Annotated in this window: 17 protein-coding genes and 1 pseudogene; 5 read left to right on the forward strand and 13 right to left on the reverse strand. The window is 71.8% G+C overall.

The genetic code is table 11. The features are described from left to right. Positions 1 to 35 precede the first annotated feature (35 nt). Positions 36 to 758: a LuxR C-terminal-related transcriptional regulator gene (locus AC6F7H_RS09415; RefSeq protein ID WP_500756492.1), complete on the reverse strand. Its 723-nt coding sequence runs from the start codon at positions 756 to 758 to the stop codon at positions 36 to 38. Beyond that, on the reverse strand, positions 755 to 2,047 hold the full coding sequence (locus AC6F7H_RS09420) for an ATP-binding protein (RefSeq protein ID WP_500756493.1): 1,293 nt from the start codon (positions 2,045 to 2,047) through the stop codon (positions 755 to 757). The genes AC6F7H_RS09415 and AC6F7H_RS09420 overlap by 4 nt, the downstream gene beginning before the upstream one ends. 178 nt (positions 2,048 to 2,225) lie before the next feature. Between AC6F7H_RS09420 and AC6F7H_RS09425 the strand changes: the two genes are divergently transcribed. Continuing rightward, entirely contained in the window at positions 2,226 to 3,608 is a 1,383-nt protein-coding gene (locus tag AC6F7H_RS09425; protein ID WP_500756494.1) for a PspC domain-containing protein, read from the forward strand. Next, positions 3,595 to 3,828 carry a hypothetical protein gene (locus AC6F7H_RS09430; protein WP_500756496.1) on the forward strand — a complete coding sequence of 78 codons (234 nt, stop codon included), beginning with the start codon at positions 3,595 to 3,597 and terminating at the stop codon, positions 3,826 to 3,828. Before AC6F7H_RS09425 ends, AC6F7H_RS09430 begins: the two co-directional genes overlap by 14 nt. 51 nt (positions 3,829 to 3,879) lie before the next feature. Here the strand turns inward: AC6F7H_RS09430 and AC6F7H_RS09435 are convergent, their stop codons facing one another. Beyond that, positions 3,880 to 4,410 carry a DoxX family protein gene (locus AC6F7H_RS09435; protein ID WP_500756498.1) on the reverse strand — a complete coding sequence of 177 codons (531 nt, stop codon included), beginning with the start codon at positions 4,408 to 4,410 and terminating at the stop codon, positions 3,880 to 3,882. Positions 4,411 to 4,570: 160 nt separating this feature from the next. Beyond that, entirely contained in the window at positions 4,571 to 5,863 is a 1,293-nt protein-coding gene (locus AC6F7H_RS09440) for a hypothetical protein (RefSeq protein WP_500756499.1), read from the reverse strand. A 287-nt stretch (positions 5,864 to 6,150) separates the two neighbouring features. On the opposite strand from AC6F7H_RS09440, the gene AC6F7H_RS09445 reads away from it, so the two are divergent. Further along, the gene (locus AC6F7H_RS09445; RefSeq protein ID WP_500756500.1) at positions 6,151 to 6,639 is read left to right on the forward strand and encodes a pyridoxamine 5'-phosphate oxidase family protein; all 489 of its coding nucleotides are present in this window, start codon (positions 6,151 to 6,153) and stop codon (positions 6,637 to 6,639) included. A 33-nt stretch (positions 6,640 to 6,672) separates the two neighbouring features. Here AC6F7H_RS09445 and guaA read toward each other — a convergent pair whose 3' ends face one another. Continuing rightward, a complete protein-coding gene (gene guaA, locus AC6F7H_RS09450; RefSeq protein ID WP_500756501.1) occupies positions 6,673 to 8,253 on the reverse strand; it encodes a glutamine-hydrolyzing GMP synthase in 1,581 nt (526 codons plus the stop codon). A 349-nt stretch (positions 8,254 to 8,602) separates the two neighbouring features. Here guaA and AC6F7H_RS09455 point away from each other — a divergent pair, with 349 nt between their 5' ends. Next, entirely contained in the window at positions 8,603 to 8,902 is a 300-nt protein-coding gene (locus AC6F7H_RS09455) for a chorismate mutase (RefSeq protein WP_500756503.1), read from the forward strand. A 342-nt stretch (positions 8,903 to 9,244) separates the two neighbouring features. Here the strand turns inward: AC6F7H_RS09455 and AC6F7H_RS09460 are convergent, their stop codons facing one another. Then, entirely contained in the window at positions 9,245 to 10,414 is a 1,170-nt protein-coding gene (locus AC6F7H_RS09460) for a hypothetical protein (RefSeq protein WP_500756505.1), read from the reverse strand. 313 nt (positions 10,415 to 10,727) lie between these two features. Between AC6F7H_RS09460 and AC6F7H_RS09465 the strand changes: the two genes are divergently transcribed. After that, complete coding sequence (locus AC6F7H_RS09465; protein ID WP_500756507.1) at positions 10,728 to 11,846, forward strand: LAETG motif-containing sortase-dependent surface protein; 1,119 nt, start codon at positions 10,728 to 10,730, stop codon at positions 11,844 to 11,846. Between the two features lie 138 nt (positions 11,847 to 11,984). Here the strand turns inward: AC6F7H_RS09465 and AC6F7H_RS09470 are convergent, their stop codons facing one another. From AC6F7H_RS09470 to AC6F7H_RS09500, 7 genes and pseudogenes are all read right to left on the reverse strand, one after another. Continuing rightward, positions 11,985 to 13,862, reverse strand: coding sequence for a GMC family oxidoreductase N-terminal domain-containing protein (locus AC6F7H_RS09470; protein ID WP_500756509.1), 1,878 nt, complete (start codon positions 13,860 to 13,862; stop codon positions 11,985 to 11,987). A gap of 66 nt (positions 13,863 to 13,928) precedes the next feature. Continuing rightward, entirely contained in the window at positions 13,929 to 15,545 is a 1,617-nt protein-coding gene (locus AC6F7H_RS09475) for a succinic semialdehyde dehydrogenase (protein ID WP_500756510.1), read from the reverse strand. Positions 15,546 to 15,666: 121 nt separating this feature from the next. Beyond that, positions 15,667 to 17,466: a serine/threonine-protein kinase gene (locus AC6F7H_RS09480; RefSeq protein ID WP_500756511.1), complete on the reverse strand. Its 1,800-nt coding sequence runs from the start codon at positions 17,464 to 17,466 to the stop codon at positions 15,667 to 15,669. A 147-nt stretch (positions 17,467 to 17,613) separates the two neighbouring features. Next, positions 17,614 to 18,975 (reverse strand): annotated as a pseudogene (locus AC6F7H_RS09485) (serine/threonine-protein kinase); the annotation flags it as partial. Positions 18,976 to 19,038: 63 nt separating this feature from the next. Next, positions 19,039 to 20,679 (reverse strand): serine/threonine-protein kinase, encoded by a 1,641-nt coding sequence (locus AC6F7H_RS09490; RefSeq protein ID WP_500761730.1) that lies wholly within the window; start codon positions 20,677 to 20,679, stop codon positions 19,039 to 19,041. 194 nt (positions 20,680 to 20,873) lie between these two features. Further along, a complete protein-coding gene (locus AC6F7H_RS09495) occupies positions 20,874 to 23,480 on the reverse strand; it encodes a serine/threonine kinase C-terminal domain-containing protein (protein ID WP_500756512.1) in 2,607 nt (868 codons plus the stop codon). Positions 23,481 to 23,632: 152 nt separating this feature from the next. Continuing rightward, entirely contained in the window at positions 23,633 to 25,747 is a 2,115-nt protein-coding gene (locus tag AC6F7H_RS09500; protein ID WP_500756513.1) for a serine/threonine-protein kinase, read from the reverse strand. Positions 25,748 to 25,853: the final 106 nt, after the last annotated feature.

The following is a 25,853-nucleotide window of genomic DNA, read 5'->3' on the forward strand; positions in this document are numbered from 1 at the left end:
TCGAGCGCCACTGCGCTTGCGTGCCTACCGGACGGTCACACCAGGCGCCGCGCCGTCGCCCAGCGGGTGAGCTCGTGGCGGTTGGAGAGCTGGAGCTTGCGCAGGACCGCCGAGACGTGGGACTCGACCGTCTTCACGGAGATGAAGAGCTGCTTGGCGATCTCCTTGTACGCGTAGCCGCGGGCGATCAGCCGCAGCACTTCGCGCTCGCGCTGGGTGAGGCGGTCGAGGTCCTCGTCGACCGGAGGGGCGTCGGTGGAGGCGAAGGCGTCGAGGACGAAGCCGGCCAGGCGGGGGGAGAAGACGGCGTCGCCCTCCTGGACCCGGAAGATCGAGTCGACCAGGTCGGTCCCGGTGATCGTCTTGGTCACGTATCCGCGGGCGCCGCCCCGGATCACGCCGATCACGTCCTCCGCCGCGTCCGAGACCGAGAGCGCGAGGAAGCGGACCGGCCGCTCGGGGTCGCCCATCAGCGGCGCGCAGCGGCGGAGCACTTCCACGCCTCCGCCACCGGGCAGGTGCACGTCGAGGAGGACGACCTCGGGCCGGGTCGCGGTGATGACCGTGACCGCCTGGTCGACGTCGGCGGCCTCGCCGATGACCTCGACGCCGGTCTGTTCGGTCTGTCCGATCTCGGCCTGGACGCCCGTGCGGAACATGCGGTGGTCGTCGACCAGGACGACACGCACATGGCGTCCGGCGCCGTCGGCCGGTCCCGCCGTTCCGTTCGTCCCGGTCGGTTCGGTGGGCTCGCTCATGACGTCTTCTCCGCCCTCTCCATCTCCAGCTCGACCTCCGTGCCGCCGTCCGGCACCGCGCGCAGCCGCGCCGTGCCGCCGTTGCGCTCCATGCGGCCGATGATCGATTCTCTGACACCCATGCGGTCGGCGGGTATCGAGTCGAGGTCGAAGCCGGGGCCGCGGTCCCGGACGGACACGAAGACCGTCCTTCCCTCGACTTCGGCGTAGACCTGTACGGCACCCCCCTCGCCACCGTACTTGGCCGCGTTCACCATAGCCTCGCGCGCGGCCTGCATCTGCGGGCCTATCTTCTCGTCCAGCGGGCAGTCGCCGACGACGACGACCTCGATGGGGACGCCGTGCTTGTCCTCCACCTCGGCGGCGTTGCGCCGCACGGCCTCGGCGAGGGTGGTGGGCTCGTCGGCCTCGTCCTTGCCGGTGCCCTCGGGCTTGTAGAGCCAGGCGCGCAGGTCGCGCTCCTGGGCGCGGGCGAGGCGGCGCACCTCCCCTGGGCTCTCGGCGTTGCGCTGGATCAGGGTGAGGGTGTGCAGCACCGAGTCGTGGACGTGGGCGGCGACCTCGGCGCGCTCCTGGGCACGGATGCGCATCAGCCGTTCCTCGGAGAGGTCCTGGGTCATGCGCACGAGGTAGGGACCGGCGAGGAGTGTGATCCCGACGAGGACCGCGAGGGCCGCCTGGAGCACCGACGCGAGGTGAGTACCGGAGCCCCGCAGGACGAAGATGCCCGACGCCCCCGCCGTGACCAGCAGGACGCCGGCGCCGCCCCGCAGCAGGGTGACCGTACGGCGGCGGCTGCCGACCTCGACCCAGCGGGCCCGGCGCGCGTTGTCGGCCTGCCGCCAGACCAGGGCGACGCCCGCGCCGACCAGCACCGTCGGCCAGAGATAGGCCCTGGCGCCGTTGGACAGGTTCACATTGCCGACGAAGCCCAGGGCCACGACGACCATGAGGAGCAGGGCGACGATCTGGCCCTTGTCCGGTCTGCGGGTGACGAGTCTGCGCCGCCCGTCCGGTGAGGTCTCGGTCCCGACCAGCGGGTGCGGCTTCTGCGCGTCCACACCGCCGACGCCGAGCGGTACGAAGAACCAGAACGCGGCATACAGCAGCGCGCCGAGGCCGTCGGCCATGAACAGGCCGACGAACATGAGCCGTACCCAGATCACGGGCAGCCCGAGGTGTCCGGCGAGCCCCCGCGCCACCCCACCGAGCCAGCGTCCATCACCGCTGCGGTAGAGCTTGCGCGGCGGCCGCGGCTCGACGAGTGACGCTGCTGCGGCTTCCGACATGTCAATGATGGTCACACGGTCCCCGGTTCCGGGGCATCAGGGTCGATCCCGGAGACTCCCCTGATCTCCGGATCCGGGCCCTCGGACAGTCCCCGGGGCACCCCTCAGGGCCGATATCAGGGTCCGGCCAGGGTCGTCCCGACTGCCGTCACGGCGGCTCGCCCGTCACCATGGAGTCATGACAGATCACCAGCACGCCGCGCCGGGCCCGGTGCCCGGCTCCGGCGCGGTCGGAGAGGCCGCTTCCGGCGGGACCCCGCAACCGCCCGGCGAGGCGGGCGTGCCCGAGCCCCCGTACCGTTTCCGGCGCGACCGCCGGCACCAGATGATCGGTGGAGTGTGCTCCGGGCTCGGCCGGCAGTGCGACATGGACCCGGTGATCTTCCGCATCACGCTGGCGGTGCTCTCCGCCACCGGCGGCGTCGGCCTCATCTTCTACGGCTTCGCCTGGCTCCTCGTCCCGTACGAGGGCGAGGAGGAGAACGAGATGCGCAGACTGCTGACCGGCCGGGTCGGCGGCCACACGCTGGCGGCGATACTTTTCGCGCTGGTCGGCTGCGGCGTCTTCCTCAGCATGCTGAACAACGGCGGGGTGCTGAGCTTCGCCGTGATGCTCTCCCTGCTGCTCGCCGGTGCCGGGTACTGGTCCCGGCAGCGCAGCGCCCCCAGCCCCGACCCCCTCGCCGCCCAGGCCGCCGCCGACGCCCCGCCGGAGCCCCAGGCGCCGCCGGTTCCCGCCTCCTACTCCTCCTGGTGGCGCGATCCCATCGTCAAGGACGGCACACACATCGGCGGTACGGGCTATCTGTGGGGCCCGGGGAACTCCCGCGACCTGGACATCGCCTCAGTGGTCGACGTCCGCCTCGACCCCCACGGCTCCGGCCGCGGCGCCGCGCGCACCCCGCACCCGCGGCCGGTCAAGCCGCGAGGGCCCCGCGGGATCGGCGGCTGGGTCTTCCTGCTCGCCCTGCTCGCGGCCGGTCTGGGCACAGGCCTGACATGGCAGGAGCATCCGCTCGGCACCAGCCTGCAGACCGGTCTCGCGTGTGCGCTCGCCGCCTTCGGCCTCGGTGTGGCGGTCAGCGCGTTCCTGGGCCGCACCGGGGCGGGGTCGATCATCCTGGCGGTCATCACCGCAGGGCTGCTGGCCGCCTCCGCGGCCGTGCCCAAGGGCATCGGCACCGAGTGGATGCGCACCAGCTGGGAGCCCACCTCTGTCGCACAGATACGCCCGGCGTACGACCTGGGCACGGGGAGCGGCACCCTCGATCTGTCCAAGGTGCGGGTGGCCGAGGGACAGACCGTGTCGACGCGGGCCAACGTCGGCCTGGGCCGCATCCACGTGATCGTGCCTGAGAACGTGACCGTGCGGCTGAACATCCAGGTCGGGCTGGGCGACATCCAGTTGCCGGGCGACCTGCGGAAGGACGTGGACGTGGCACCCGACAAGCGCAAGGAGGCGACCCTGGCTCCACCCGCGGGCGTCAAGAAGGCGGGCACGCTCGACCTGGACCTCCAGGTCGGCGCCGGACAGGCGGAGGTGAGCCGTGCTACGTCATGAGTTCCAGCCCGGCAGGCTGGTCGCCGGCGCCTTCCTCGCTCTCGCCGGCGTGCTCTACGCCGGAGACGCGGACGGCGCCTGGGACACCCCGTGGTTCGTCGTGTTCCCCGTCGTCGCGGGCGGCCTGTGCCTGGCCGCAGCGGTGGGCAGCGTGACGGGCCTGATACGCCGCAACAGACGGTCCGGCGACCGGGAGAGCCACGCGAAGTCACCGACCTGACGAAGGCGGCCGGTGGCCGGACCCGCACTTTCGCCGCGGACGGGGGCGGCCCTACCGGTAGTCGCTCACCCGCCGTCGCCGGCGCCCCCGGAGGACGGCGTCCACGGAGAGCAGGGGGGCACCTGCCAGCACGAGAGGTACCCAGCAAAACATGTACGGGAGGTCATTGCCGTAGTAGTACGGCTCGGCGGCCCAGCTCACCGTCAGCCACAGGCTGAGGGAGATCAGCGCGCCGCCGAGGGCGGCCAGCCGGGCGAGCAGACCGATGAGGGTTCCGATGCCGACGGCCAACTCGCCGAAGGCGATGGCGTAACCGAAGGCGACGGGATTCTGCAGGGACATGTCGACCAGCGCGGGAATGGCCGAGGAGCCGCGGACGGCACGCATCATGTCGCCGATCGACCCGGCCCCGGCGTCCTTCATGAACGCGCTGTCGGTGAGCTTGTCCAGTCCGGCATAGATGAAGGTGACGCCCAGAAAGATCCGCAGAGGCAGGAGTGCGTACCGCGTGGCGGTGTCCCGCCAGCTCCTGCTGCCATCGAAGTAAGGACTGTACGTATCCGTTCGCATACCTTGAGTCATCGTCGCCTGCCGCCTCTCGCCGCCGTACCGAGACCCCCTCAACAGACCATACGTATGACAATCAAGGCCGGATCAATCCATTACCGCCCTGTTTTTTCGGAACGTCACCTCGACCACTCGGCCACTCGGCTCGACCACTCGGCCACGCCGACCGGTCCGGCTAGTCCGTCACGTCGATCGTGTACCGGTTCGTCTCCACCCCGGCTGCCGTGACGACCTGCACCTCCACCCGCCCCGGTTCCACCTCCACCGGGACCGGAACGGTCAGCAGGGCATCCGTCGGGTTGTCGAAACCGCCCCTCACCGGCACCAGCGGCACATGGACGTGCACCGTTCCCACCCGGACCACCATCCGGGCCAGCCGGTCGGCTCCCTGCGCGCCCATCGGAACGAAGCCGGTGCCCCGGATCTCGATGTCGTCGCCGGTCCGGATCGGCGCGTCCAGGTCCCCGGCCTCCCGCGCCCGTACCACCGAAAGGATGACCGGTCGGCCGCCCTCCGCGTACTTGCCCGCGAGATAGGTCGCCGCCGACACCAGCACGACCACCGCGAGCCCCCACGGCAGATCGGGCAACTGGTCCGGCCGCCGCGCCAGTCGCACCGCCGCGAACACCAGCGCGACGGCGCTGATCACGACGTACTGGATGTCGGCGAAGCAGCCCCGTCCCGCGTCGTCGGTCAGCAGATCGGCCGCCCGGGGCCGGTCCGCACGTACCTTCTGCAGCCGCTGCCCCTGCACACGCAGTCCGACCACCCGCCGCACCACCACGGCGATCCCGCACACCACGGCGAGTACGGTCACCACGCCCACACCGCGGGCCAGTTCCAGCCCCGCGATCAGCGCGTCGCGTTCCCGGTGCTCGGAGGCGACCGCCAGTTGCCCCACCAGGACCAGCACCGCGTACGCCAGGAGCAGCACCCAGGAGGCCGCCACCGCGCGGGAGGTGGAAAGACGGTTGTCCTCCCCGATCACCGGCGCCAGCACCCCACCCCGCGCCCGGTGGAACCACGAAGCGGCGGTCAGCGCGCCGGCCACCACCAGCGCGGCCAGCAACCCGGCCGTGCGCGCGGCACTCCAGCCCGAGCCGATCGCCGTGAGCGCCTGCCCCAGAAGCAGCAGCACGACCGCCGCCCACACCACGACCGCCGTCCGACGCCACAGGCGCGCCAGCCAGGCCGCGCCCTCGGCCCGGCCGCGCTCGGCCACGAGTTCAGCGGCCTGCGCCAGCTCCTCCGAGACCCACTGGCGGGAGGCGGACGCCGAGTGGGCGACCGCCACCGGCAGCCCCTGCCCGGCCGCGAACTCCTCCCGCTTCAGCAGGAACGCGGCGACCGCGCGCCGGTGCCCCTCACGCACCCCGTGCGGACAGTCCCCGCAGGCGCAGCCGCCCTCGTGGGCGCCCACGTCCGCGCCATACCCCGTCCCGGTGGGGTTCGCCTCCTGCACCGCCACGCCCGAAGCCCGCCTTTCCCATGTCCGCGCACACGTTGAAGATCACAATCGGTGCCCGCAACTCCCCGGCAACGACTGCGAATTGTGCCCTACGTCCGACCCTCCCCACCCGGCAGGTCCGGTCAGTGGGTGAAGTTCGAGGCGTCATGTTGACCCGGCCATGAGATTCCCCCCACGACCGACCGTGACCGACCGTGGCCGACCGCCGTACGCCGCCCGCTGCTCCATCCGGAGGACACCGCGGATACCCGACACAAGGCGTCCGGTATCCGCGCCACACTCGGCCCATGGACACGAATCCCGTGCACACGAACTGGGAGGCCTTCACCTCCGCCGAACCCGCTCTCGCGAAGACCGTGGAGGAGCGCTTCGGCGCGCACACCCACCACGTCCTCGCGACCCTGCGCAAGGACGGTTCGCCGCGCACCACCGGCCTGGAGGTGCGCTTCCTGAACGGTGAGCTGTGGCTCGGCATGATGCCGGACTCGCTCAAGGCGCTCGACCTGCGCCGCGACCCGCGCTTCGCGCTCCAGGCGAACCCGGGGACGGGCACGGGCATGGGCGGCGGGGACGTCCGGATCAGCGGACGCGCGTTCGAGGTCGACGACGCGGACACCAGGAGCGAGTACGCCGAAAAGGTGGAACCGCCGGAGCCGTTCCACCTCTTCCGCACCGAGTTGACGGAGGTCGTACGGACCTACGTGGAGGACGAGACGTATCTCGTCCTCCAGGTCTGGAAGCCCGGTGAGCCGGTGCGCACGCTCAAACGGACGTGAGCCCTCTCCGAACGGGGACCACCCGGACGGGGACTACTCCCACTCGATGGTCCCCGGCGGCTTGGAGGTCACGTCGAGGACGACGCGGTTGACGTCCCGCACCTCGTTGGTGATGCGGGTCGAGATCTTCCCGAGGACGTCGTACGGCAGCCGCGACCAGTCGGCGGTCATCGCGTCCTCGGAGGACACCGGGCGCAGGACGATGGGGTGACCGTAGGTGCGGCCGTCGCCCTGGACACCGACGCTGCGGACGTCCGCGAGCAGGACCACGGGGCACTGCCAGATGTCCCGGTCGAGGCCGGCCGCAGTGAGCTCCTCGCGGGCGATGGCGTCGGCCTCGCGCAGCAGGTCGAGCCGCTCCTTGGTCACCTCGCCGACGATGCGGATGCCGAGTCCCGGGCCGGGGAACGGCTGCCGCTGGACGATCTCCTCGGGCAGGCCGAGTTCCTGGCCGACCATCCGGACCTCGTCCTTGAACAGCTGGCGCAGCGGCTCGATCAGCTTGAACTCGAGGTCCTCGGGCAGACCGCCCACGTTGTGGTGGGACTTGATGTTGGCGGTGCCGGTGCCCCCGCCGGACTCGACGACGTCCGGATAGAGGGTGCCCTGGACCAGGAACTCCACGGCCGGGCCCGCGTCCGCGACGATCTCGGCCTGGGCCTGCTCGAAGACCCGGATGAACTCGCGGCCGATGATCTTCCGCTTCTCCTCGGGGTCCGAGACGCCCTTGAGCGCGGTCAGGAACCGCTCCGACGCGTCCACGACCTTCAGCTGCACACCGGTCGCGGCGACGAAGTCCTTCTCGACCTGCTCGGTCTCGCCCTTGCGCATCAGGCCGTGGTCGACGTACACGCAGGTCAGCTGCGAACCGATGGCCCTCTGGACGAGGGCCGCGGCGACGGCGGAGTCCACCCCGCCGGACAGACCGCAGATGGCGCGACGGTCACCGACCTGCTCGCGGATGGCGGCGACCTGATCCTCGATGACGCTGCCGGTGGTCCAGCTCGGGCTCAGGCCCGCGCCCCGGTACAGGAAGTGCTCCAGCACCTGCTGCCCGTGCGTGGAGTGCATCACCTCGGGGTGGTACTGGACGCCGTAGAGCTTCTTGTCGTCGTTCTCGAAGGCGGCGACCGGGACGACCTCCGTGGAGGCCGTGACGGCGAAGCCCTCGGGGGCGGCGGAGCAGGCGTCGCCGTGCGACATCCACACGGCCTGCTCGTCCGGGGTGCCCTCGAAGAGGGTGGAGGACGACTTGGAGACGTGCAGGTCCGTACGGCCGTACTCACGCGCGCCGGTGTTGTCCACCTGGCCGCCCAGGGTCTGCGCCATGAGCTGGAAGCCGTAGCACATGCCGAAGACCGGGACGCCGGCCTCGAAGAGCGCGCGGTCGACGGTGGGGGCGCCCTCCTCGTACACCGACGAGGGGCCGCCGGAGAGAATGATCGCCGCCGGGTTCTTGGCAAGGATCTCCGCGACCGGCATGGTGCTCGGCACGATCTCGCTGTAGACCCGCGCCTCGCGGACGCGACGGGCGATGAGCTGGGCGTACTGCGCGCCGAAGTCGACGACCAGGACGGTGTCGGGCGCGTTGGCAGCGGAAGTCGCTGATGACACGAGGTGCCTTCCGGCGGTGGGCGGGTCTGGTGTCTTCCGAGTCTAGCCGGTGGACGTGCGGTCCCCTCCTGGCTCCCGCAGCCGCGCACGGCAGGGGCCCGTCTCACCATGCGACCCGTGTTGGCGGGCCGGGGCGAGGGCGGCATACTGGGACCCATGTTCACGCACGCGGCCTTCTCGGCTTTCCTCTTTACCTATGGCAACCGGCCCACCGGCTGCCATGGTCGTGCTGCTTGAGCAACTGACAAGCGACTTCCCAGGCGCCCCGGGCCGACAAGGTCCGGGGCGCCTGGCGTTTTCGGACCCGGTCGCTCCAGGGCACCCCACACATCCAGCGAGGAGCCCCGCCATGACCACCACCACCGACATCACCGCCGCCGAGAGGACCGGCGCCCGCACCGTCGAGGCCGCCGACGTGATCACCGGCGCCCGCGAGCGGATCGACGCCCTCGACGATCGGATCATCGGCCTGGTCCAGGAACGGATGGCCGTGTCGGCCGTCATCCAACGGGAGCGGATCACCTCCGGCGGCCGGCGCGTGAACCTCTCCCGCGAGATGGAGATCCTCAGCCGCTACAGGGACGCCCTGGGCAAGTCGGGCACCGCGCTCGCGATGACCCTGCTGGAGCTGAGCCGCGGCAGGATCTGAACCGGCCGGACACCGGGGCCGGAGACCGGTGACTGAATCCGCGTTCCAGGCACACACGTACGCATTCCCCCTCACCCGTACGGCGCGTGACCGGAGCCGCGGTCGCGCCGTTGGTACGGGTGTCCGTGTCAGCCAGGGGCGGGCTCGAAAGAACCACGCGTGGCTCGCCGGAGCGATGAGACGTACGGATCGTGCCGTACGTCGTGGGACCTCGTTCCGGACAGGTGACCGGACGGCAGGGGACAGCAGCCCGGTCACCCAAGAGAACGGTCGGCCCCGGGGACGCTCGGGGCCGACCGGTGGGCCCCTCCCCCGCGGCCGATTCCCGTGCGGGACGTGGTGTCAGGTGCGGGACACGACGCCGCATTCCTCGGCGGCCCCCTCCAACCCCTGGCTCCGGTCGTACGGATCCCGCGCCTCCCCCGTCGGTACGGGACCGTCTTCCAGGTCGGCGAGGAACTGCGGACGGATCACTCCGTCGCCGTCCCGGCAGTCGTCGTTGCTGATCTCGCTGTTGATGTCGCCGAGCCAGATGCGTCCGTCGGTCGCCTGGAACCTGGCGGGGTCCACCGCCTCCACCTCGATCACCCGGCGCGCGATCACCCGGGCCACCTCGCCCCCACCCTGGCGGGCGAGCGCGTACACGAAGGTGTAGTCACCCTTGACCACGGCCTTCCCGGCGGTTCCGCGCACGGGCTCGACCGTCAGACGGCCACGAACCCTCACATCGTCCAGCAGTTCGACCTCATCGGGGTCGAACCGGGTGAACGTCCACACCGGGTCGTTCTTCACCGTGGGCTTGCGCAGCCCCGCGCGCAGCTCGGCGAGGTAGTCCTTCATCAACGGGTCGAGGAGGGCCAGCGCCTCCTTCGGCTCGGCCCCCATGATCACCTCACGGTCGAGGTTCGCGGCGATCAGGAAGTCCCTCGCCCCTTCCAGGGTCGCCTCGACGGCGGCTGCGGAGACGCCGTTGACGGCCTTCGTCTTCCCCTCCGGCAACCGGATCGCCTCCGCTCCCGACTCCCACCGCGCGGCCGGAGATCCGGCGAACGGCCGCTCCCGGGTGGGCATGACGGTGAGTTCCGCGGAGGGGGCGCTCGTGGGGCGGGCGGTCTCGGGGGCCAGCGGTGCGCCGTTCGTCCCGTCCGACGCGTCCGCACCGCCACCGAGATCGCCGGGCAGCCAGGAGAGCGCGCCGGACGGATTGACGGCGACCACGGCCACCGCCACGGCCACCAGCACGCCGACGACGCTCCAGCCCGTGCGCCGGCGCGTGGTGCGGCCGCTCATCTCCTGCCAGGCTGGCCCGGTGCGCCATCCCTCGGGCTGAGCGGGCGGGGCGGCGGGCTCGTTCCGGCCCCAACGGCGCTTCCCGCCACCGCCGCTCGACCTGGCCTGCGCCTCGTCCATGGCGCGCAGCCGCTCGGTCACCATCCGCGCCCGCGCGGACGGTTCCTTCGGGGCGGAGGCGCGGATGTCGCGCTCGCTGTCCTCGAAGAATTTGTCCCACACATCGCCAGGCGGGTTGGAGGATTCCGGTCTTGCGGGTTCTTCGGACTGCTGCTCGGGCACTGGGTGACGCGCTTTCTGTCATGGGGAGTCGGGTTCCGTCAACGCGGATCGAAGGGTGAGCGTACGCCCGCACCGATCACCCCATGCGAGTGATCCACCTCACATGAAATTCCTGTCAGAGTCAGGACAACCATTCACAGGGTTCGGTGATCAAACCCAGCAGAACCAAGGGCCACACCCCGCGCCCCACCGCGGAGGCCTCCCCCCTGACGCGTACCGCAACCGGCGGTACACCTGACTTCTCGAGGTCTTCATGAAGCTCCGCCGTGCCATGGTCACCGCGGCCGCGACGGCTGTCATATCCCCGCTCGCCCTGCTCTCCGCCCCCGTCGCGTTCGCGACGGGCGAGCAGCCGAGCGCCTCGACCAGCAGCTCCTCCGTGAACGTGATGCAGGACAACCCCTCCACGGAGACAGAGGAGACCACCCCGGAGAACGGCGAGGAGACCAGCCCCTCCGCCGACGAAACCACCCCGGACGACAAGCAGGACGCCCCCTCCACGGACACGGAGGAGACCACCCCGGAGGACAGTGAGGAGACCAGCCCCTCCGCCGACGAAACCACCCCGGAGGAGGGCGACCCGGTCACCGACGAGAGCAGCCCCGCCACCTCGCCGAGCCCGAGCGAGGACGAGGGCAAGGACGAGGACGAGGGCGAGGAAGCTCCCGAGGACGACGCCCAGCTGTGCGTCGACGAGGACGGCAACGAGGTCGTCGAGCTGAGCGAGGACCTGACGAGCAGCCTGTCGGGCCTGCCCGAGACGATCGTCGCGGGCAGCGGCTGGACCAACTTCCGGTTCAACGTCTCCAACACGGGCGACCGTGACATCACGGACATCGCTCCGCTGATCGGTGTGGCGGCCATCGGCTGGGAGGACATGGAGGACTACTCCGGCGAGATCAGCGTGCAGGTCCTCGACAAGTCGAGCGGCACCTGGCGCGAGGTCGCCGGGGCCGCCGGTGAGGGCGGCACGTTCACCTCGTTCTCGCTGGGCGCCAACAAGTCGACCTCGTACGAGCTGCGGCTGCGGGTCAGCGGCAACGTGCCCGACTCGCTGGGCGTGACGGGCGGCTTCGCCCAGTACTCGGACGAGGGCGGCTGCTGGGTCGCCAACGACCCGAACGGCTGGATCTACTTCTTCGACGTCCTGGCCGCCGGTTCCGAGCCGGGCAAGCCGTCGGACGCCAAGCCGCAGACCGGTGGCACGAAGCCGATCAGCCAGGTCAAGACGGTCGAGGCCACGGGCACCCTGGCCGAGACCGGCTCCAACTCCGCGCTTCCGATGATCGGACTCCTCGGCGGTGCCGCCGTCGTGGCCGGTGCGGGTGCGGTGTTCGTGGTGCGTCGGCGCAAGGCCGGTGTCGTGGCGTAAGCACGCCGTGCGCAAGGTGGCGTGAGCACGCCGCAGACAAAGAGAAGAGGACCTGCGCTCGGAGGGGGGCGCAGGTCCTCTTTCCTTTCCCGGATCACCCGGCCCGTCCGGCCTGTTCGGACCGCCCGGCTGCCGCGGCTACTTCTTCGGCGGCACCGCCGGCATCCCCAGGAACGGCAGCTTCAGCGCGCCGAACGCGTCCGCCGGGACCGCCGGCGACTTCGGCTCGACCGGCTGGAGCCGCTCATAGGCCGCCCCCTGCTGCGGACGAGGGTCGGGCTCGCCCTTGTTGGGCCAGTACGACATGGCCCGCTCGGCCTGTGCCGTGATCGTCAGGGAAGGGTTCACACCCAGGTTCGCCGAGACCGCCGCCCCGTCCACGACCGAGATGCCGGGGTGACCGTAGAGGCGGTGGTACGGGTCGATCACGCCGGTGTCCCGGGTGCCGCCGATGGTGCAGCCGCCCAGGAAGTGGGCGGTGAGCGGCATGCCCGACAGCTCGCCGATGTTGGAACCGGCGAACCCGTTGATCTCGGCCGCCAGGGCGGACGCGCCCTCCGTGGCCGCCTTGATCTGCTTGGGGTTGGCGGCACCGTGGCCCTGCCGCGCGGTGAGCAGCCCGCGGCCCGCCCCGGACGGTTTCAGGTACGTCGTCAGGGAGTTGTCCAACGACTGCATCACCAGGCCGATGATGGTCCGCTCCGACCAGCGCCGGTTGGAGAGCGAACGCATCATCAGCCAGGGGTGCCTCGCCGCGTTGCCCAGCCAGCCCAGCACCCTGGCCGCGCCCGAACCGCCGCCCGCGTACGGGACCTGGAGGATCGACAGGCCGCCCATCGCGTTGGAGCCGCGACCGTAACGGACCGGTTCGATATGGGTGTTCTCGTCGGGGTGGATCGACGAGGTGATGGCCACACCGCGGGTGAAGTCGACCTTGGGCGACCCTGTCGCCTTGCGGTAGCGGCGGTTGTCGGTCTGCGCGCCGACCAGCGCCTCGGAGTTGGTACGGGTCAGCTCGCCCAGCCTGTCCGAGATGTGCGGGAGCCGGCCGTCGGCCTTCATCCGGTGCAGCAGTGTCTGGGTGCCGTACGTGCCGGCGGCCAGCACGACGCGGCGGGCCCGGAAGGTCCGCCCGCCGCCCTTGCTGCGGTTGCCGGTGGGGAACGTGGCGACGGCGAATCCGCCCTGCGAGTCCTCCGTCACCGACACGGCCGTCGTCATGGGGTGGACGACCGCGCCCGCCTTCTCGGCGAGGTGGAGGTAGTTCTCGTTGAGGGTGTTCTTCGCGCCGTGCCGGCAACCGGTCATGCACTCGCCGCATTCGGTACAGGCCCGGCGCGCGGGCCCCGCCCCACCGAAGTACGGGTCGGCCACCTCCCGCCCCGGCTCCGCCCGCACCGTGCCGTCGGCGTCCTCGCCGTCGCCGAAGAAGACGCCGACCGGGGCCATGTGGAAGGTGTCGCCCACGCCCATCCGCTCGGCCGCCGCCTTCAGGTGCACGTCGGACGGGGTCGTCGTCGGGTTGAGCCGTACGCCCAGCATGCGCCGCGCCTGGTCGTAGTACGGCTTCAGCTCGTCCTGCCAGTCGGTGATGTCGCGCCACTGCGGGTCGTCGAAGAAGGGTCTGGGCGGCACGTAGAGGGTGTTGGCGTAGTTGAGGGAGCCGCCGCCGACGCCCGCGCCGGCCAGGACCATCACGTTGCCCAGCAGATGGATGCGCTGGATGCCGTACATGCCGAGCCTGGGGGCCCACAGGTAGTTCCTCAGGTCCCAGGAGTTCTTCGGCAGGGAGTCGCGGGTGAAGCGGCGGCCCGCTTCCAGTACGCCGACGCGGTAGCCCTTCTCGGTCAGGCGCAGGGCCGTGACGGAACCGCCGAAGCCCGAGCCGACGACGAGGACGTCGTAGTCGTACACGGCGTCGTACGCGGTGCACGACGCCGTGTCGTGCGGTGTGCCGTGCGGCGTGTCGTCCTCGCGTTCGTCGTTCCGTTCCTGGACGGAGTTCTCCTGTGACACGTGCTCTCCTCGTCGAAAGCTGCGGTGCCGGCTCGGCCCGGGCAGGGCGGGGTGGGGCGGGGCGGGCTAGCGGAAACGGAATGCCTTCATCAGGCGCAGGCTCCGGCTCATGAACTCCGCGTACCGCTCGTCGTCCAGGCCGAGGGAGGGAGCCATCGGCAGCAGCCGCTGGTGCGCGACGGTCTGGGCCTCCGTGTACTTGAGGATGCCCTCGGAGCCGTGCCGGCGGCCGAGGCCGGAGTCCTTCATGCCGCCCATCGGCGACTGGACGCTGCCGTAGGCGGGCGCGTACCCCTCGTTGATGTTGACCGTGCCGGTGCGCAGCCGGCCGGCCACCTCGCGGCCGCGCCGGGCGTCCTTCGTCCAGACCGAGGCGTTCAGGCCGTACGGGGTGGAGTTGGCGCGTTCGACGGCCTCGTCGTCGGAGCCGAAGCGGTAGAGGGAGACGACCGGGCCGAAGGTCTCCTCCGCGCAGACGGTCATGGACTCCTCGACGCCGTCGAGGATGGTCGGCTCGTAGAAGTACGGCCCGACGTCCGGACGGGCCGTGCCGCCCGCGATCACCTTGGCTCCCTTGGCGACGGCGTCCTCCACGTGCCGGGTGACGGCGTCCAGCTGGCGTTCGCCGACCAGGGAGCCCATGTCGGCGCCGTAGCTCAGGGAGGTGCCGAGGCGGATCGCGCGGGTCCGGGCGGCGAAGCGCTCCAGGAAGGCGTCGGCGACCGACTCGTGGACGTACAGCCGCTCGATGGAGATGCAGAGCTGACCCGCGGAGGAGAAGCAGGCACGGACGGCGCCGGCGGCGGCCTTGTCCAGGTCGGCGTCCTCCAGGACCAGCATGGCGTTCTTGCCGCCGAGCTCGAGGGAGACGCCGACCAGGCGGGCGGCGGCGCTCCGGGCGACCTCGCGGCCGGTGCGGGTGGAGCCGGTGAAGGAGACGTAGTCGGCGTGCCGGACGACCTCCGGACCGACGACCGGCCCCTCACCGAGCACGACCTGGAAGACGTCGGCGGGCAGTCCGGCCTCGATCAGCAGGTCACGGGCCCAGAGCGCGGTGAGGCAGGTCCCCGTGTCGGGCTTCATCACGACCGCGTTGCCCGCGACGAACGCCGGGAGCGCGTCGCCGACGGACAGTTCGAGCGGGTAGTTCCAGGGCGCGATCTGGCCGACGACACCGCGCGGGTGACGCAGTTCGGTGACCTGCGTGAGGGCCGGCACGGCACCCGCGTGGCGCTTGGGCCGCAGATACGCGGCGGCCCGGCGGCCGTAGTGGCGGGCGGCGACGGCGACGGCCTGGACCTCCTCGTGGGCGTGCAGGCGGGCCTTGCCGGTCTCCAGCTGGATCAGGTCGAGCACCTCGGCCTGGCGTTCGAGCACCAGGTCGTGGAACCGGAGCAGAACGGCGGCGCGCCGCCGTACCGGGATCTGCGCCCACACGGCCTGGGCGGTGCGGGCCGCCTCGAAGGCCCGCGCCACGTCCTCGGGGGTCGACTCGGGGAGGTCCGCCAGCTTCTCGCCGGTGAAGGGCGTGTGGTTGGCGGTCCGGCCGGAACCGACGACGCCCTTGGTGAGCTGGGCGACCAGTTCGGAAGTGACCACGTCGGCCGCGGTGCGGGCGCCCGCCGGGGCGGGGGCGAGAGGGTTGGTACCGGTGGTGTCCCGGGTGGTCTGCACGTCCGTCATGAGCCGCAGGGTATGCCCACGCGGACGCTTTGTGTACCCGCCGGTAACAGATTCACGGACCGCTCACACACCACGCCAGTGAACGCTGGCAACAAAGCCGCTGATCAGGGCATTGATCGATTCAGGGTTCGTCGACCGGATCCTCGGCGGACTCCTTGACGGACTTCTTGGCGGACTCCTCGATGTCCAGGTTGTCGATCACGGTCTGCGCCACCTCACGCCCGCGCTCCGTGAAGTCGCCCTTGCCCGGGTAGCTGATGGTGAGCTTGTACATGTCCTCGGCGGAGGTCATGTAGTAGAAGATCCGCATCTCGCGCGGACGGGGGTTCTGGCTGTCGTCCGTGGTGTAGACGACGGTGTTCTCCGCGGCCTGCTTTCCCTTGTGGGTGAGGTTGGACTTCGGGTGCGTCGTCGGGTCCCCCGGCATGTCGAGGGAGTAGTCGCCGGTCTCCTTGAAGCGCTTGTTGTCGTCGTACATCTCGGCGTCGGCGGAACCCTCGATGTTGTTACCGGTGTCCTCGGCCTTCCGCTCGAGTGTCAGACCGACCCAGATGCTGCCGCTGTGGTCCGTGTACCTGACCCAGTGGTCCTGGTCCGTCTTCCGGTCGGGCACGGACCTCTGATAGCCCTTCGGCACCGACACGGAGGCCGCGACGTCCTCCTCCTTGTGGGTCTCCCAGCCGTCCGGCAGCGGCCCCGCGAAGGGGTCCGCGATCACCAGGTACGCGGCCACCGCTCCGGCGACGACCGCCGCACCCAGACCGGCCAGCGTCTTGTAACCGATTCGAACACCGCCCTTGCCGCCGGACGCGGGCCCGGACCCGTTGTCGAAGCCCGGGGAGTGGACGACCTGCGTGGGCGGGGGCACGGGCGGGTTGACGACTGCTTCCAGCAGCACTCGGACCTGCGCGGCGTTCGGGCGGTGCACCGGGTCCTTCTGCAGCAGTCCGGTGATGACCTCGGCCAGCGGCCCCTTCGCGGCGGCCGGCGGCGCGGGCGCGGCATTGAGGACGGACTGGAGTGTCGCGGGTGTGTTGCTGCGGCGGAACGGCGAGACCCCCTCCGTGGCCGTGTACAGCACGACGCCGAGGGACCACAGGTCGGAGGCGGGACCGGGGCGCTGGCCCAGCACCCGCTCCGGCGCGATGTACTCGGGCGAACCGACGAAGCCGCCGGTGTCGGTCAGGTTGGTCTCGCCCTCGATCTGGGCGATGCCGAAGTCGGTGAGGACGACCCGGTCGTACCGGCCGAGCAGCACGTTGTCCGGCTTCACGTCCCGGTGCAGGATGCCGGCCGCGTGCGCGGCCTCCAGCGCGCCGAGCACCTCCAGGCCGACCCTGGCCGCCTCGCGCGCGGAGAGGGTGCCCTCCTCCTGCAGTACGGCACCCAGCGAGCGGCCCGGGACCAGTTCCATCACGATCCACGGCTGTCCGTCCACGACCGCGACGTCATGGACGTTGACCACCGCCGGGTGGTCGAGCCGGGCCGCGGCACGGGCCTCGCGGCGCATCCGTTCGAAGGCGTTGGCACGTTCGCGTTCGGGAAGATGATCCGGGACACGGGGCTCCTTGACGGCGACCTCGCGGTCCACCGTCTCGTCCGCGGCCCGCCACACCGTGCCCATGCCGCCGTGCCCGAGCTTGGAGAGCAGCCGGTAACGACCGGCGATGAGCCGACCGACGCCGGGGTCCTGCGACGGCTGCGAGGAGGGCGACGGCGAGTGGGGCGGCTGCGGCGGCGGTCCCTGCCGGGTGTGCGCCTGCGGCGGCACCACCTGCGTGGGGGACGCGTACGGGTTGCCGGGATGCGGCATGGGCGCGGTCGGGTTCGGAACCCGGCCCGGGTTCGGGGTCGGCGGTTGCAGATCAAAACTCGTCGGCTCGTCTACTCCGCCGTGGCGGGCTCCCCCGTGGCTGCTCATGCTCCATCCATATCGCGCCGACCCCTCACGGAGCCACTTCGAACACCGTCCGGTCACAGACCCGTGACTCTGTCTGCGACTTATCTCCTGTTTACGCCACTATGCGGCCGGTGACGCCGCGTCGGACGTCACACCGGACGGCGTATCGGACGGCGTATCGGATGGTGCATCGGGCGACGTATCGGACGGCGCACCGGACGTGACGGACGCGCCGGGAGCCGGGGGGACGGCCGTGGGAGGCACCGCTGTGGGGGACACCGTGGCCGACGGGTGGCCCGTGCGGGACGGGCGCGGTGTATCGGACGACCGGGGTTCGGGGGACTGGCTCGCGGGTGTCCGCGGTCCCGTGCTGGACGGCGTACCACCTCCTCCGCCTCCGCTCCCGTCACCGTCATGGTCCAGGAGCAGCGCCGCCGCGGACACCCCGGCGCCCGCCATCGCGGCGACGGCCAGCGCGGCCACGAGCACGCTCCGCGTGGGCTGTCGGGCCGGGCGTTCCCCGGCGAGGCCGTCGGCCGGGCGGGGGCGCCCGGCCCGCCCTCCGGCAACTCCTTCCCCGGCCCGGCCTCCTCCAGCCGCCCCTGCCCCGCCGGCCGCCCGTCCTTCGGCCTCCGCCGCCACGGCGTGCCCGAGCGGCGGGTGTTCCGGTGTGCGGCCCGTCTCGCGGAAGGCCCGCAGCATCCTCTCGGCCCGGTCCGCGTCCAGCCGTCGGTCGGGGTCGCGCTCCAGCAGGCCTCGTACGACGGGCAGGATCGGCCCGGCCTGCGCGGGTGGCCGTATCTCCTCGGTCACGACCGCGTGCACGACCCCGCCGATCGAGTCCCGGCGGAACGGCGACTCACCGCTGAGCACCGTGCACAGCAGGGCGCCGAGCGACCACAGGTCGGACTCGGGGCCGGTCCTGGCCCCGGACATCCGCTCGGGGGCGGTGTACTCGGGCGAGCCGACGAAGGAACCGGACTCGGTGAGCGTGGTGGCCCCCGCCACCTGGGCGATCCCGAAGTCGGTGAGGACGACCCGGTCGGTGCCGCGCTCCAGCAGCACGTTCGCGGGTTTGAGGTCGCGGTGCAGGACACCCGCCGTGTGGGCGCCACGGAGCGCGCCGAGCAGGTCGATGCCGATGCGCGCGGCCTCCGCGGCGTCGACCGGGCCCCGCGTGGCGATACGGTCGGCCAGCGATCCGCCGTCGATCAACTCCAGCACGATGTAAGGACGTTCGTCGTCCTCGACGACATCGTGGACGACGATGATGTGCGGGTGGCTCAGCTGGGCGAGCGCGCGTGCCTCACGGAGCGTACGGTCCCGCTGCCGCCGGGCCTCCGCCGCGGAGAGCGTCTCGTCGAGGGGGAGTTCCTTGACCGCGACGTCACGCCCGAGTAATCGGTCGGTCGCCCGCCACACCACGCTCATGCCACCGCGGCCGAGTCTCTCCTCCAGCCGGTAACGGCCCGCTATGACACGGGCGTTGTTCCGCGCCGCCCCGTTTCCGGGCTCCCCCTCGGTCCCCATGGGCCCATCATGCCCCACCGGATGTGTTCCCTCCGGTAGGCCTATTCAGCCAAGCGCGCCCGGCTACTGAGGTTCGCGCCACCCCTGCAGGATCGTTTCGAACTGCTTGCTCGTCGTGGCCCAGTCCTCGGCCGGGGCCGCCATGTAGAGCGCGTACTCGACCCCGTCGCGCGAGAGGTACATCTGGTCGACGGCCCGGTACGGCCCCGGGAACTCCGTGTCCTTGGGCAGCGCGGTCCAGGAGTACTCGAGTCGCGCGCTCTTGCGGTCGCGGTAGACGCGGCGCTCCAGACCCACCTGCCGGTAGTCGACCAGCCGCTGTCCTATCTGCTGGTCCAGGTCTCTCAGGTGCTCGTACGGATCGTCGAAGTCGGGGGAGTCGTCGGCGGCGATACGGATGAAGTGCTTGCCGCCGTCGGGCGTGTAGTCGACCTGGCGGGTCTCCTCGTCGAAGACGACCCGCTCCCAGTGCTCACCGGGCAGGACGACGCTGAAGCCGAAGGGATCGGTGCGGCGCACCCAGCCCTCCGGCAGGCCGTCCGTCTGCTCGGTGTCGTCGCCCGTACCACTGGTCGCGTCGGGCGTGGTCGTGGTCGTGTCGAAAGGTCCCGCCGAAGTACCACCACCGCCCTGTGCGTTGCCCTCGCCCTCGTGCAGCAGCACCGCGGCGCTCCCGCCGACGAGTGCGGCCAGGACCACGACCAGGGCGATCAGGCGCGGGCGTCCGCGCCACCGGGTTCCGGCGGCCACGGCTGCGGAAGGCGGTTGAACGGCCGTGGCACCCACACCCGCCTCGGGCCCGTACGGCGTCGGCACCGTCACGGGCGCGGGTGCAGGCACGGGTGTGCCGACGGCCTGCGTCGGCACGTACATCTGCGCCGAGTTCGGCCGACGCCCCTCCGCGGCCTCGGCGAGCATCTGCTCGGTCGCCGCCGCGTCGGGCCGCATGGCCGGATCCTTACGCAGGAGTGCACTGATGACGGGCGCGAGCGGGCCGGCGTACCGCGGCTCACCGGCCTCCTCCTCGACGACCGCCTGCATGGTGGTCAACGGGGACGTCCGGCGGAACGGTGATCTGCCCTCCACCGCCGTGTACAGCGTGGCGCCGAGCGCCCAGAGGTCGGAGGAGGGTCCGGGATCCTGGCCGCGGATGCGCTCGGGTGCGAGATAGTCGACCGAGCCGACGACCTCTCCGGTCCGGGTGATCGCCGTGTCACCCTCTATCTGCGCGATGCCGAAGTCGGTGAGCAGCACGCGTCCGTCGCCGCCGAGGAGCACGTTGCCGGGCTTGACATCACGGTGCACCACACCGGCGGCGTGCGCGGCCCGCAGGGCACGCAGCACCCACAGACCGATCCGTGCCGCCTCGCGGGGCTCGACACGCTCCCGCTCCTTGACGGCGTCGGCGAGCGAGTGGCCCTCGACCAGCTCCATGACGATCCACGGGCGGCCGTCGTGCTCCAGTACGTCGTGCACCGTGACGACCGCGGAGTGGTTGATCCGTGCCGCCGCGCGCGCCTCGGCGCGGGTGCGCGCCAGCAGCGGGGCCTGCTCGCTGTCGGAGACGTAGAGAGCGGCGGTCAGCTCCTTGACCGCGACGGATCGGTGCAGCACCTCGTCATGCGCGCGCCACACCCGGCCCATGCCGCCGCTGCCGATGGCTTCGCCCAGCCGGTAGCGGCCCGCGACGAGCCGATCCTGTATCTCATTCACCTTGCCCCGCAATGGTCTTGACAACGTCAGGGTAGGTACCCGGGTCGGCCCTGGGAACCGAAGGGGGGCCATGGAGACCGCACTGTGATGGTTGTCGCTGTGCGGGGACGGGAGGCAACCGAAGCGCCTGCGGAGGCGCACGGCCCTCGGGGGCCTCCTTGCCGCCTCCTCGCCACTCCCCCCGGTCAGCCGGTGAACCGGTACGTCGTCGACGCCTGCTCGAACAACCGGCTCACCTCGTCCCGTTCGCCCTCCGGGCCACGCACCTGCACGACGTGGTACCGACCGTCGATCAGCGTCGCGAGGTTACGGACGTACAGCTCGCCCCCGTCGCCGCCGGTCCATGTGAACTGTCCCTCGGCCATGGTCCGTCCGCCCACCTCGATGGTCTTCAGCCCGGTGGACGTGGCCCAGCTGGAATCGCGGTACGGCTGGAGCTCACGCTCGTCGTCGCGCTGATAGGCCATCGGGTCGTCGCCGTACCGCGAGGCACCGTCCCGGCCCGGTACGACGATCAGTTCGAAGTCGCCGCTGGAGTAGACGACCTGGCCGCTGCCGTTCTTCCCGGTGCGCTGCCAGCCCTCGGCGACGGCGACCCGGAAGCCCTCCGGGTCCTCGCGCAGGGTGAAGCCCTCGGCGGCGCCGGGGCCGGTGGTCTGCGTCTCGTTGGACACGGCCGACTCCTCGGCGCCGCCCTCCGGGTTCTTCGAGTCGTCCGGTTTCGTCGAGGAGTCGTCGGCGCCCGGCGCTCCGCCGGCCTCCGGCGACGGAGACGCCTCACCGACCTCTCCGGCGACGCCGGTACGGTCGGCCGCACCCGCGCCCCCGGTCTCCTCTCCGGCCTTCGGCATGAACAGGACGGCGTACGCGATCGCCGCGGCCATGGCGAACAGCACCAGCAGGAGCAGGGTGCGGCCCAGTCGGCGCGGGGAACCCGACTCCTGTTTGGCCCGCTTGTGCCGTCCGTGGTGCGCGGGCAGTGCGGCGCGGCGTCTGCGCACCAGCTCGCCCCGGCGCCGCACGACGGGCAGGCGGCTGGTGTCGACCGGTGGTGCCGCTATGACGTGTACGCCGGCCTCCGGCTCGGGCGCCGACCGCACCAGTGAACGCAGCCAGCCGCGCAATTCCTCGAAGTCCAGCCGCTCGGTGGGATCCTGACGCAGCAGCGACTCCACGACCGGCCTGAGCGGCCCGCACTCCTCGGCGAACGCGGGGGGTTCGGCGCACACCATCTGCACCAGTTCGGCCGTCGAATCCTCCGGGTAGGGCGCGTGGCCCTGCACGGCCCGGAACAGGAGCGCGCCCAGCGCCCACAGATCGGTCGCGGGGCCGATGGGCGCGGCCAGCTGCCAGTTCTCGTGCACGGGCCCGGCCTGCTCCGGTGCCCACCGCTCCGTCACGGGGCCGACGACGGCCATCCGCGCCTGTCGTGCCCGCTCGGCGGCCAGCGCGGTCGCGGGGACCCGGCGCGCGGGTGTGTGGGCCGCCGGATCGTCCCAGCGGGCGGGCGGGGTGGCTCCGCCGGACGGGGCGAAGCCTCCCGAGTCCGCCGCGCCGGTCGCGGGGCTGAGCGCGGGCGCCGACGTGGAACCGCCGGGCGGCAACGCGGCGCCGGGCCCGCCACGGGGGGCGGCGCCGGGCCTGCCGGTGGTTCCCACACCGTAGGGGTCGGCTATCTGCCCCGGCGGAACCGCCCCGGCCCGCGCACCGGTCCCGCCGCTCTGCCCGGCGCCGGGCAGGGCGGCCCGGCCTGTCTGCTGTGCCTCCTGCACCCGGGCGGCGGCGCGGGTGCCCGCCCGGTACGCGGCGATCGCCCCCGCGCGCGCGGCCCTGACGTCTTCGGCGCTGTCGACGGGCCGTGGGGCCGCCGCGGCGGAGGCGCCGTCGGCCGGGTTCGCCGTCCCGCCACCGGGCAACCGGCCGGCCCGCGCCTCGATGGCGGCCCGCCGCACGGCGTCGGGGTTCGGGTCCGAGTCGGCCGTGAAGCCGGGAGGCCACGACGGAGTGCGCTGCGCAGCCGAAGCGCCCATGCCCATGCCCGTACCCGTGGGCGCCACCGGTCCCAGCTCCCCGATCGCTCCCGCCCCCGGCACCGCGACATCCGGAACGACGGCACCCTGAACGGGAGTACCCGGGGCGGGAGTGTGCGCGACGAGGGGGTCCTCAGCAGGCACCGGGTCGTACCCGCACAGCGCCTCCTCCGCCGCGCCGACGGCAAGGCCGGTGAGCATCACCCGGCCGTCGTCACAGACCAGCACCGTGCGCGGGGTGATGTTCCGGTGCACCCAGCCATGGGCGTGCAGGACCCGCACCGCCATCAGGACGTCCGAGGCGACCTCGGCCGCCCGGTACGGAGTCAACGGCTGCTCGGCCAGCAGCGCCGCCAGTGGTCGGGCGGACACCAGTTCGCTGACGATCCACAGGGAACCGCCCTCCGCGAACACGTCGAAGACCTGGTCCAGCCGCGGATGGTCGGGGAGGGCCGCCGCGGCCTGCGCGGCCTCGACCGCGCGCCGCGCCACGGGGTCGGTGGGCCGTCGTGCGCCCGCGCGGTCGCCGGTACGTCCGGCGGCCCACCGGACGCCTCCGTCACGCGCCGTGAAACCGTCGGGCAGCCCCTCCGCGTCGAGCACCTCGGCCTCGACGACTTCCGGCAACGGCACCTGCCTGACCAGGACTTCCTGCCCGCTGTAGGTGTCGAAGGCGCGGGTCTCGGTCAGTTCGTACTCGTCGGAGGGCGGCAGCGGCAGGCGGTAGCGATCAGCGAGAACTCGTCCCGCGTATTCGTCCACTGCGCCTCCCCCGGCAGTACGGTCGGTCGGTTCCGCTCGCCCAGCGCCCCGTTCCGGCTGCGTACGGCCCGCGAACACTCACGATACGTGCCGGAGGCAATCCGCAGAGAGGGGATGCCACATCTCACCCCCGATCAAGCGGTCACCCGTGCTCAGGACTTGGGTTCAAAGGACTGCGTCAGCACCTGCCACGTCTCCTTGCGCTGCTCGCCGTCCCATTCGGCGGCCTTCGCCGAGTACATCAGCGCATACCCGTACCGGCCGTCGACGACGAACCCCCGGTCGATGGTCCGGTACTTCGTCCCCCCGTCCGCGTAGGTGAACTCCCAGTCGGCGGTGTTCCACCCCCGGTAGTCCACCGCCTCTATGCGGATCCTCTTGTACTGCGGACGCACCATGCCGCGTTCCTGGTTCTTCCAGTCGGCCACCGGGTCGCCCTTCGGCGTGGACGTCCAGGCGACGAGCAGCCTCTGCCCGTCGGGCCCGGTGAAGCGGTCCCCGGCCCCGCCCGTCGACCGGTACTTCCAGCCCTCGGGCAGACCGATCGAGTACCCCTGGCTCCCGTTGTGCGTCGACTCCACCGCCGAGGCGTCGTCGCCCCCCGCCGGGTCGTCCGCCCCGCTCTCCTCCGAACCGGCGTCGCCGGATTCCGCTTCCCTTCCCGTGCCGGTTCCCGAGTCCGCCGACTCGATCGCCGCACCGTCGGTATCGGTACCGTCCTCGGCTTTCTCGGTGTCGGCCTCGGCCTCGGTGCCCTCGGCGTTCTTGGTGTCGGCGCTGGGCACCTGGCTGGAGGCGACCTTGTCCGTGCCGCCGCCCTTCGCCCCCGCGCCGTTCTCGTCGCCATCGCTGCTGAGCACGACGGCCAGCACGGTACCGAGCACGGCGAGCACCACGACCACCGCGATGACGACCAGTGTCCGCCGCGGCACCACGTCGGTGAGCGACGCTTTCGGCGCGGACCTCGTCGGCAGATCCGGCGGCGTCATCACGGGCCATCCCGAACTCCGCTCTCCCGGAGCCCGGTTGGACGGTCCGCCGGGTGCCGGGGGCGGCGTCGGGCCCGAGCCCGCACCGGAGCCGCGGGTCGAACCCGGTGTCGAGGCCGACCCGGAACCCGAGGGGGACCCCACAGTCGGCCGTCCCTCAGCCCGGGTTCCGGACACCGTGGCCGCAGGGGCCGCGTCGGCCGCCGAACTGCCGCTGCCACTGCCGGACTTGGAGCGCGTCGCCGCTGCGGCACCGGCCGAGCCGGCGGCCACCGCGGCCTTCCGCACGGAACGCATCGCACCGCGCAGCCGCTCCCCGGCCTCCTCGCCCCGCCTGCTTCCGCCACCAGCACGCCCATCGGGCTGTTCGGGCAGCGGCACGACCTTCGTCGCGTCCGCCGGTTCCGGATCGCTCCGTTTGCCCCCGGGTGCGTGGATCACCGCGCTCAGCATGGCTCGCGCGCGGGTGTCGTCGAGCCGCTGGGCAGGGTCCTTGTTGAGCAGCCCGTAGATGACGTCCCTGAGCGGTCCCGCGTTCCTGGGCTCCTCGAGCGGCTCGGTCATCACCGCCGTGAGCGTCGCGATCGCGGAACCCTTGTCGTACGGCGGCGTACCCTCCACCGCCGCGTACAACAGCCCGCCGAGTGACCAGAGATCGGCCGCCGGCCCCGGCTTGTGCCCGCGTGCCCGCTCCGGAGAGATGTAGGAGGGGGCGCCGACGAGCATGCCGGTCGAGGTGATGGACGGGTCGCCTTCGACCTGGGCGATGCCGAAGTCGGTGAGCACGACCCGGCCGTCCTCGGCGATCAGCACGTTCGACGGCTTCACGTCCCGGTGCAGAATGCCCTCTCGGTGCGCGGAGCGCAGCACGTCGAGCACCGCGAGCCCGACCTCGGCGGCACGCCGGGGCTCCAGCAGGCCGTCCTCCCGGATGGCTTCGGCGAGCGACTTGCCCTCGACGAGCTCCATCACGATCCAGGGCCGGTCGTCCTCCTGGACCACGTCGAAGACCGTCACCGCATTGTTGTTGCGGATCCGCGCGATCGCCTTGGCCTCGCGCAGTGTCCGTGTGATCAGCCGCCGCTTCTCCTCCTCGTCGATGCTCGACGGGAACCGGAGTTCCTTGACGGCGACCGTCCGCCCCAGGGTCTCGTCCACGGCTCGCCACACCGTCCCCATGCCGCCGCGGCCGAGCACATCTCCCAGCCGGTACCGCCCGGCGAGGAGACGTGCGCTCTCGTCCTGACGGGATGTCCCCGCCCGCTCCGGCTCCGACATGCGTCCCCTCATGCAACCCGCCCTGACAGAGACTTCATTGTCCCTCACCCGACAAGTGCTCCACGCCCAGGGTGCCCCTGGCGACGCCTCACGTCCGGCGCACCCG

Source organism: Streptomyces sp. MMS24-W38 (genome assembly GCF_059889265.1).

Coding starts and splice junctions, on each gene's coding strand:
- AC6F7H_RS09415 (WP_500756492.1), bottom strand. CDS start 758: ATGAGCGAGCCCACCGAACCGACCGGGACGAACGGAACGGCGGGACCG.
- AC6F7H_RS09420 (WP_500756493.1), bottom strand. CDS start 2,047: ATGTCGGAAGCCGCAGCAGCGTCACTCGTCGAGCCGCGGCCGCCGCGC.
- AC6F7H_RS09425 (WP_500756494.1), top strand. CDS start 2,226: ATGACAGATCACCAGCACGCCGCGCCGGGCCCGGTGCCCGGCTCCGGC.
- AC6F7H_RS09435 (WP_500756498.1), bottom strand. CDS start 4,410: ATGACTCAAGGTATGCGAACGGATACGTACAGTCCTTACTTCGATGGC.
- AC6F7H_RS09445 (WP_500756500.1), top strand. CDS start 6,151: ATGGACACGAATCCCGTGCACACGAACTGGGAGGCCTTCACCTCCGCC.
- AC6F7H_RS09455 (WP_500756503.1), top strand. CDS start 8,603: ATGACCACCACCACCGACATCACCGCCGCCGAGAGGACCGGCGCCCGC.
- AC6F7H_RS09465 (WP_500756507.1), top strand. CDS start 10,728: ATGAAGCTCCGCCGTGCCATGGTCACCGCGGCCGCGACGGCTGTCATA.
- AC6F7H_RS09475 (WP_500756510.1), bottom strand. CDS start 15,545: ATGACGGACGTGCAGACCACCCGGGACACCACCGGTACCAACCCTCTC.
- AC6F7H_RS09480 (WP_500756511.1), bottom strand. CDS start 17,466: ATGAGCAGCCACGGGGGAGCCCGCCACGGCGGAGTAGACGAGCCGACG.
- AC6F7H_RS09500 (WP_500756513.1), bottom strand. CDS start 25,747: ATGTCGGAGCCGGAGCGGGCGGGGACATCCCGTCAGGACGAGAGCGCA.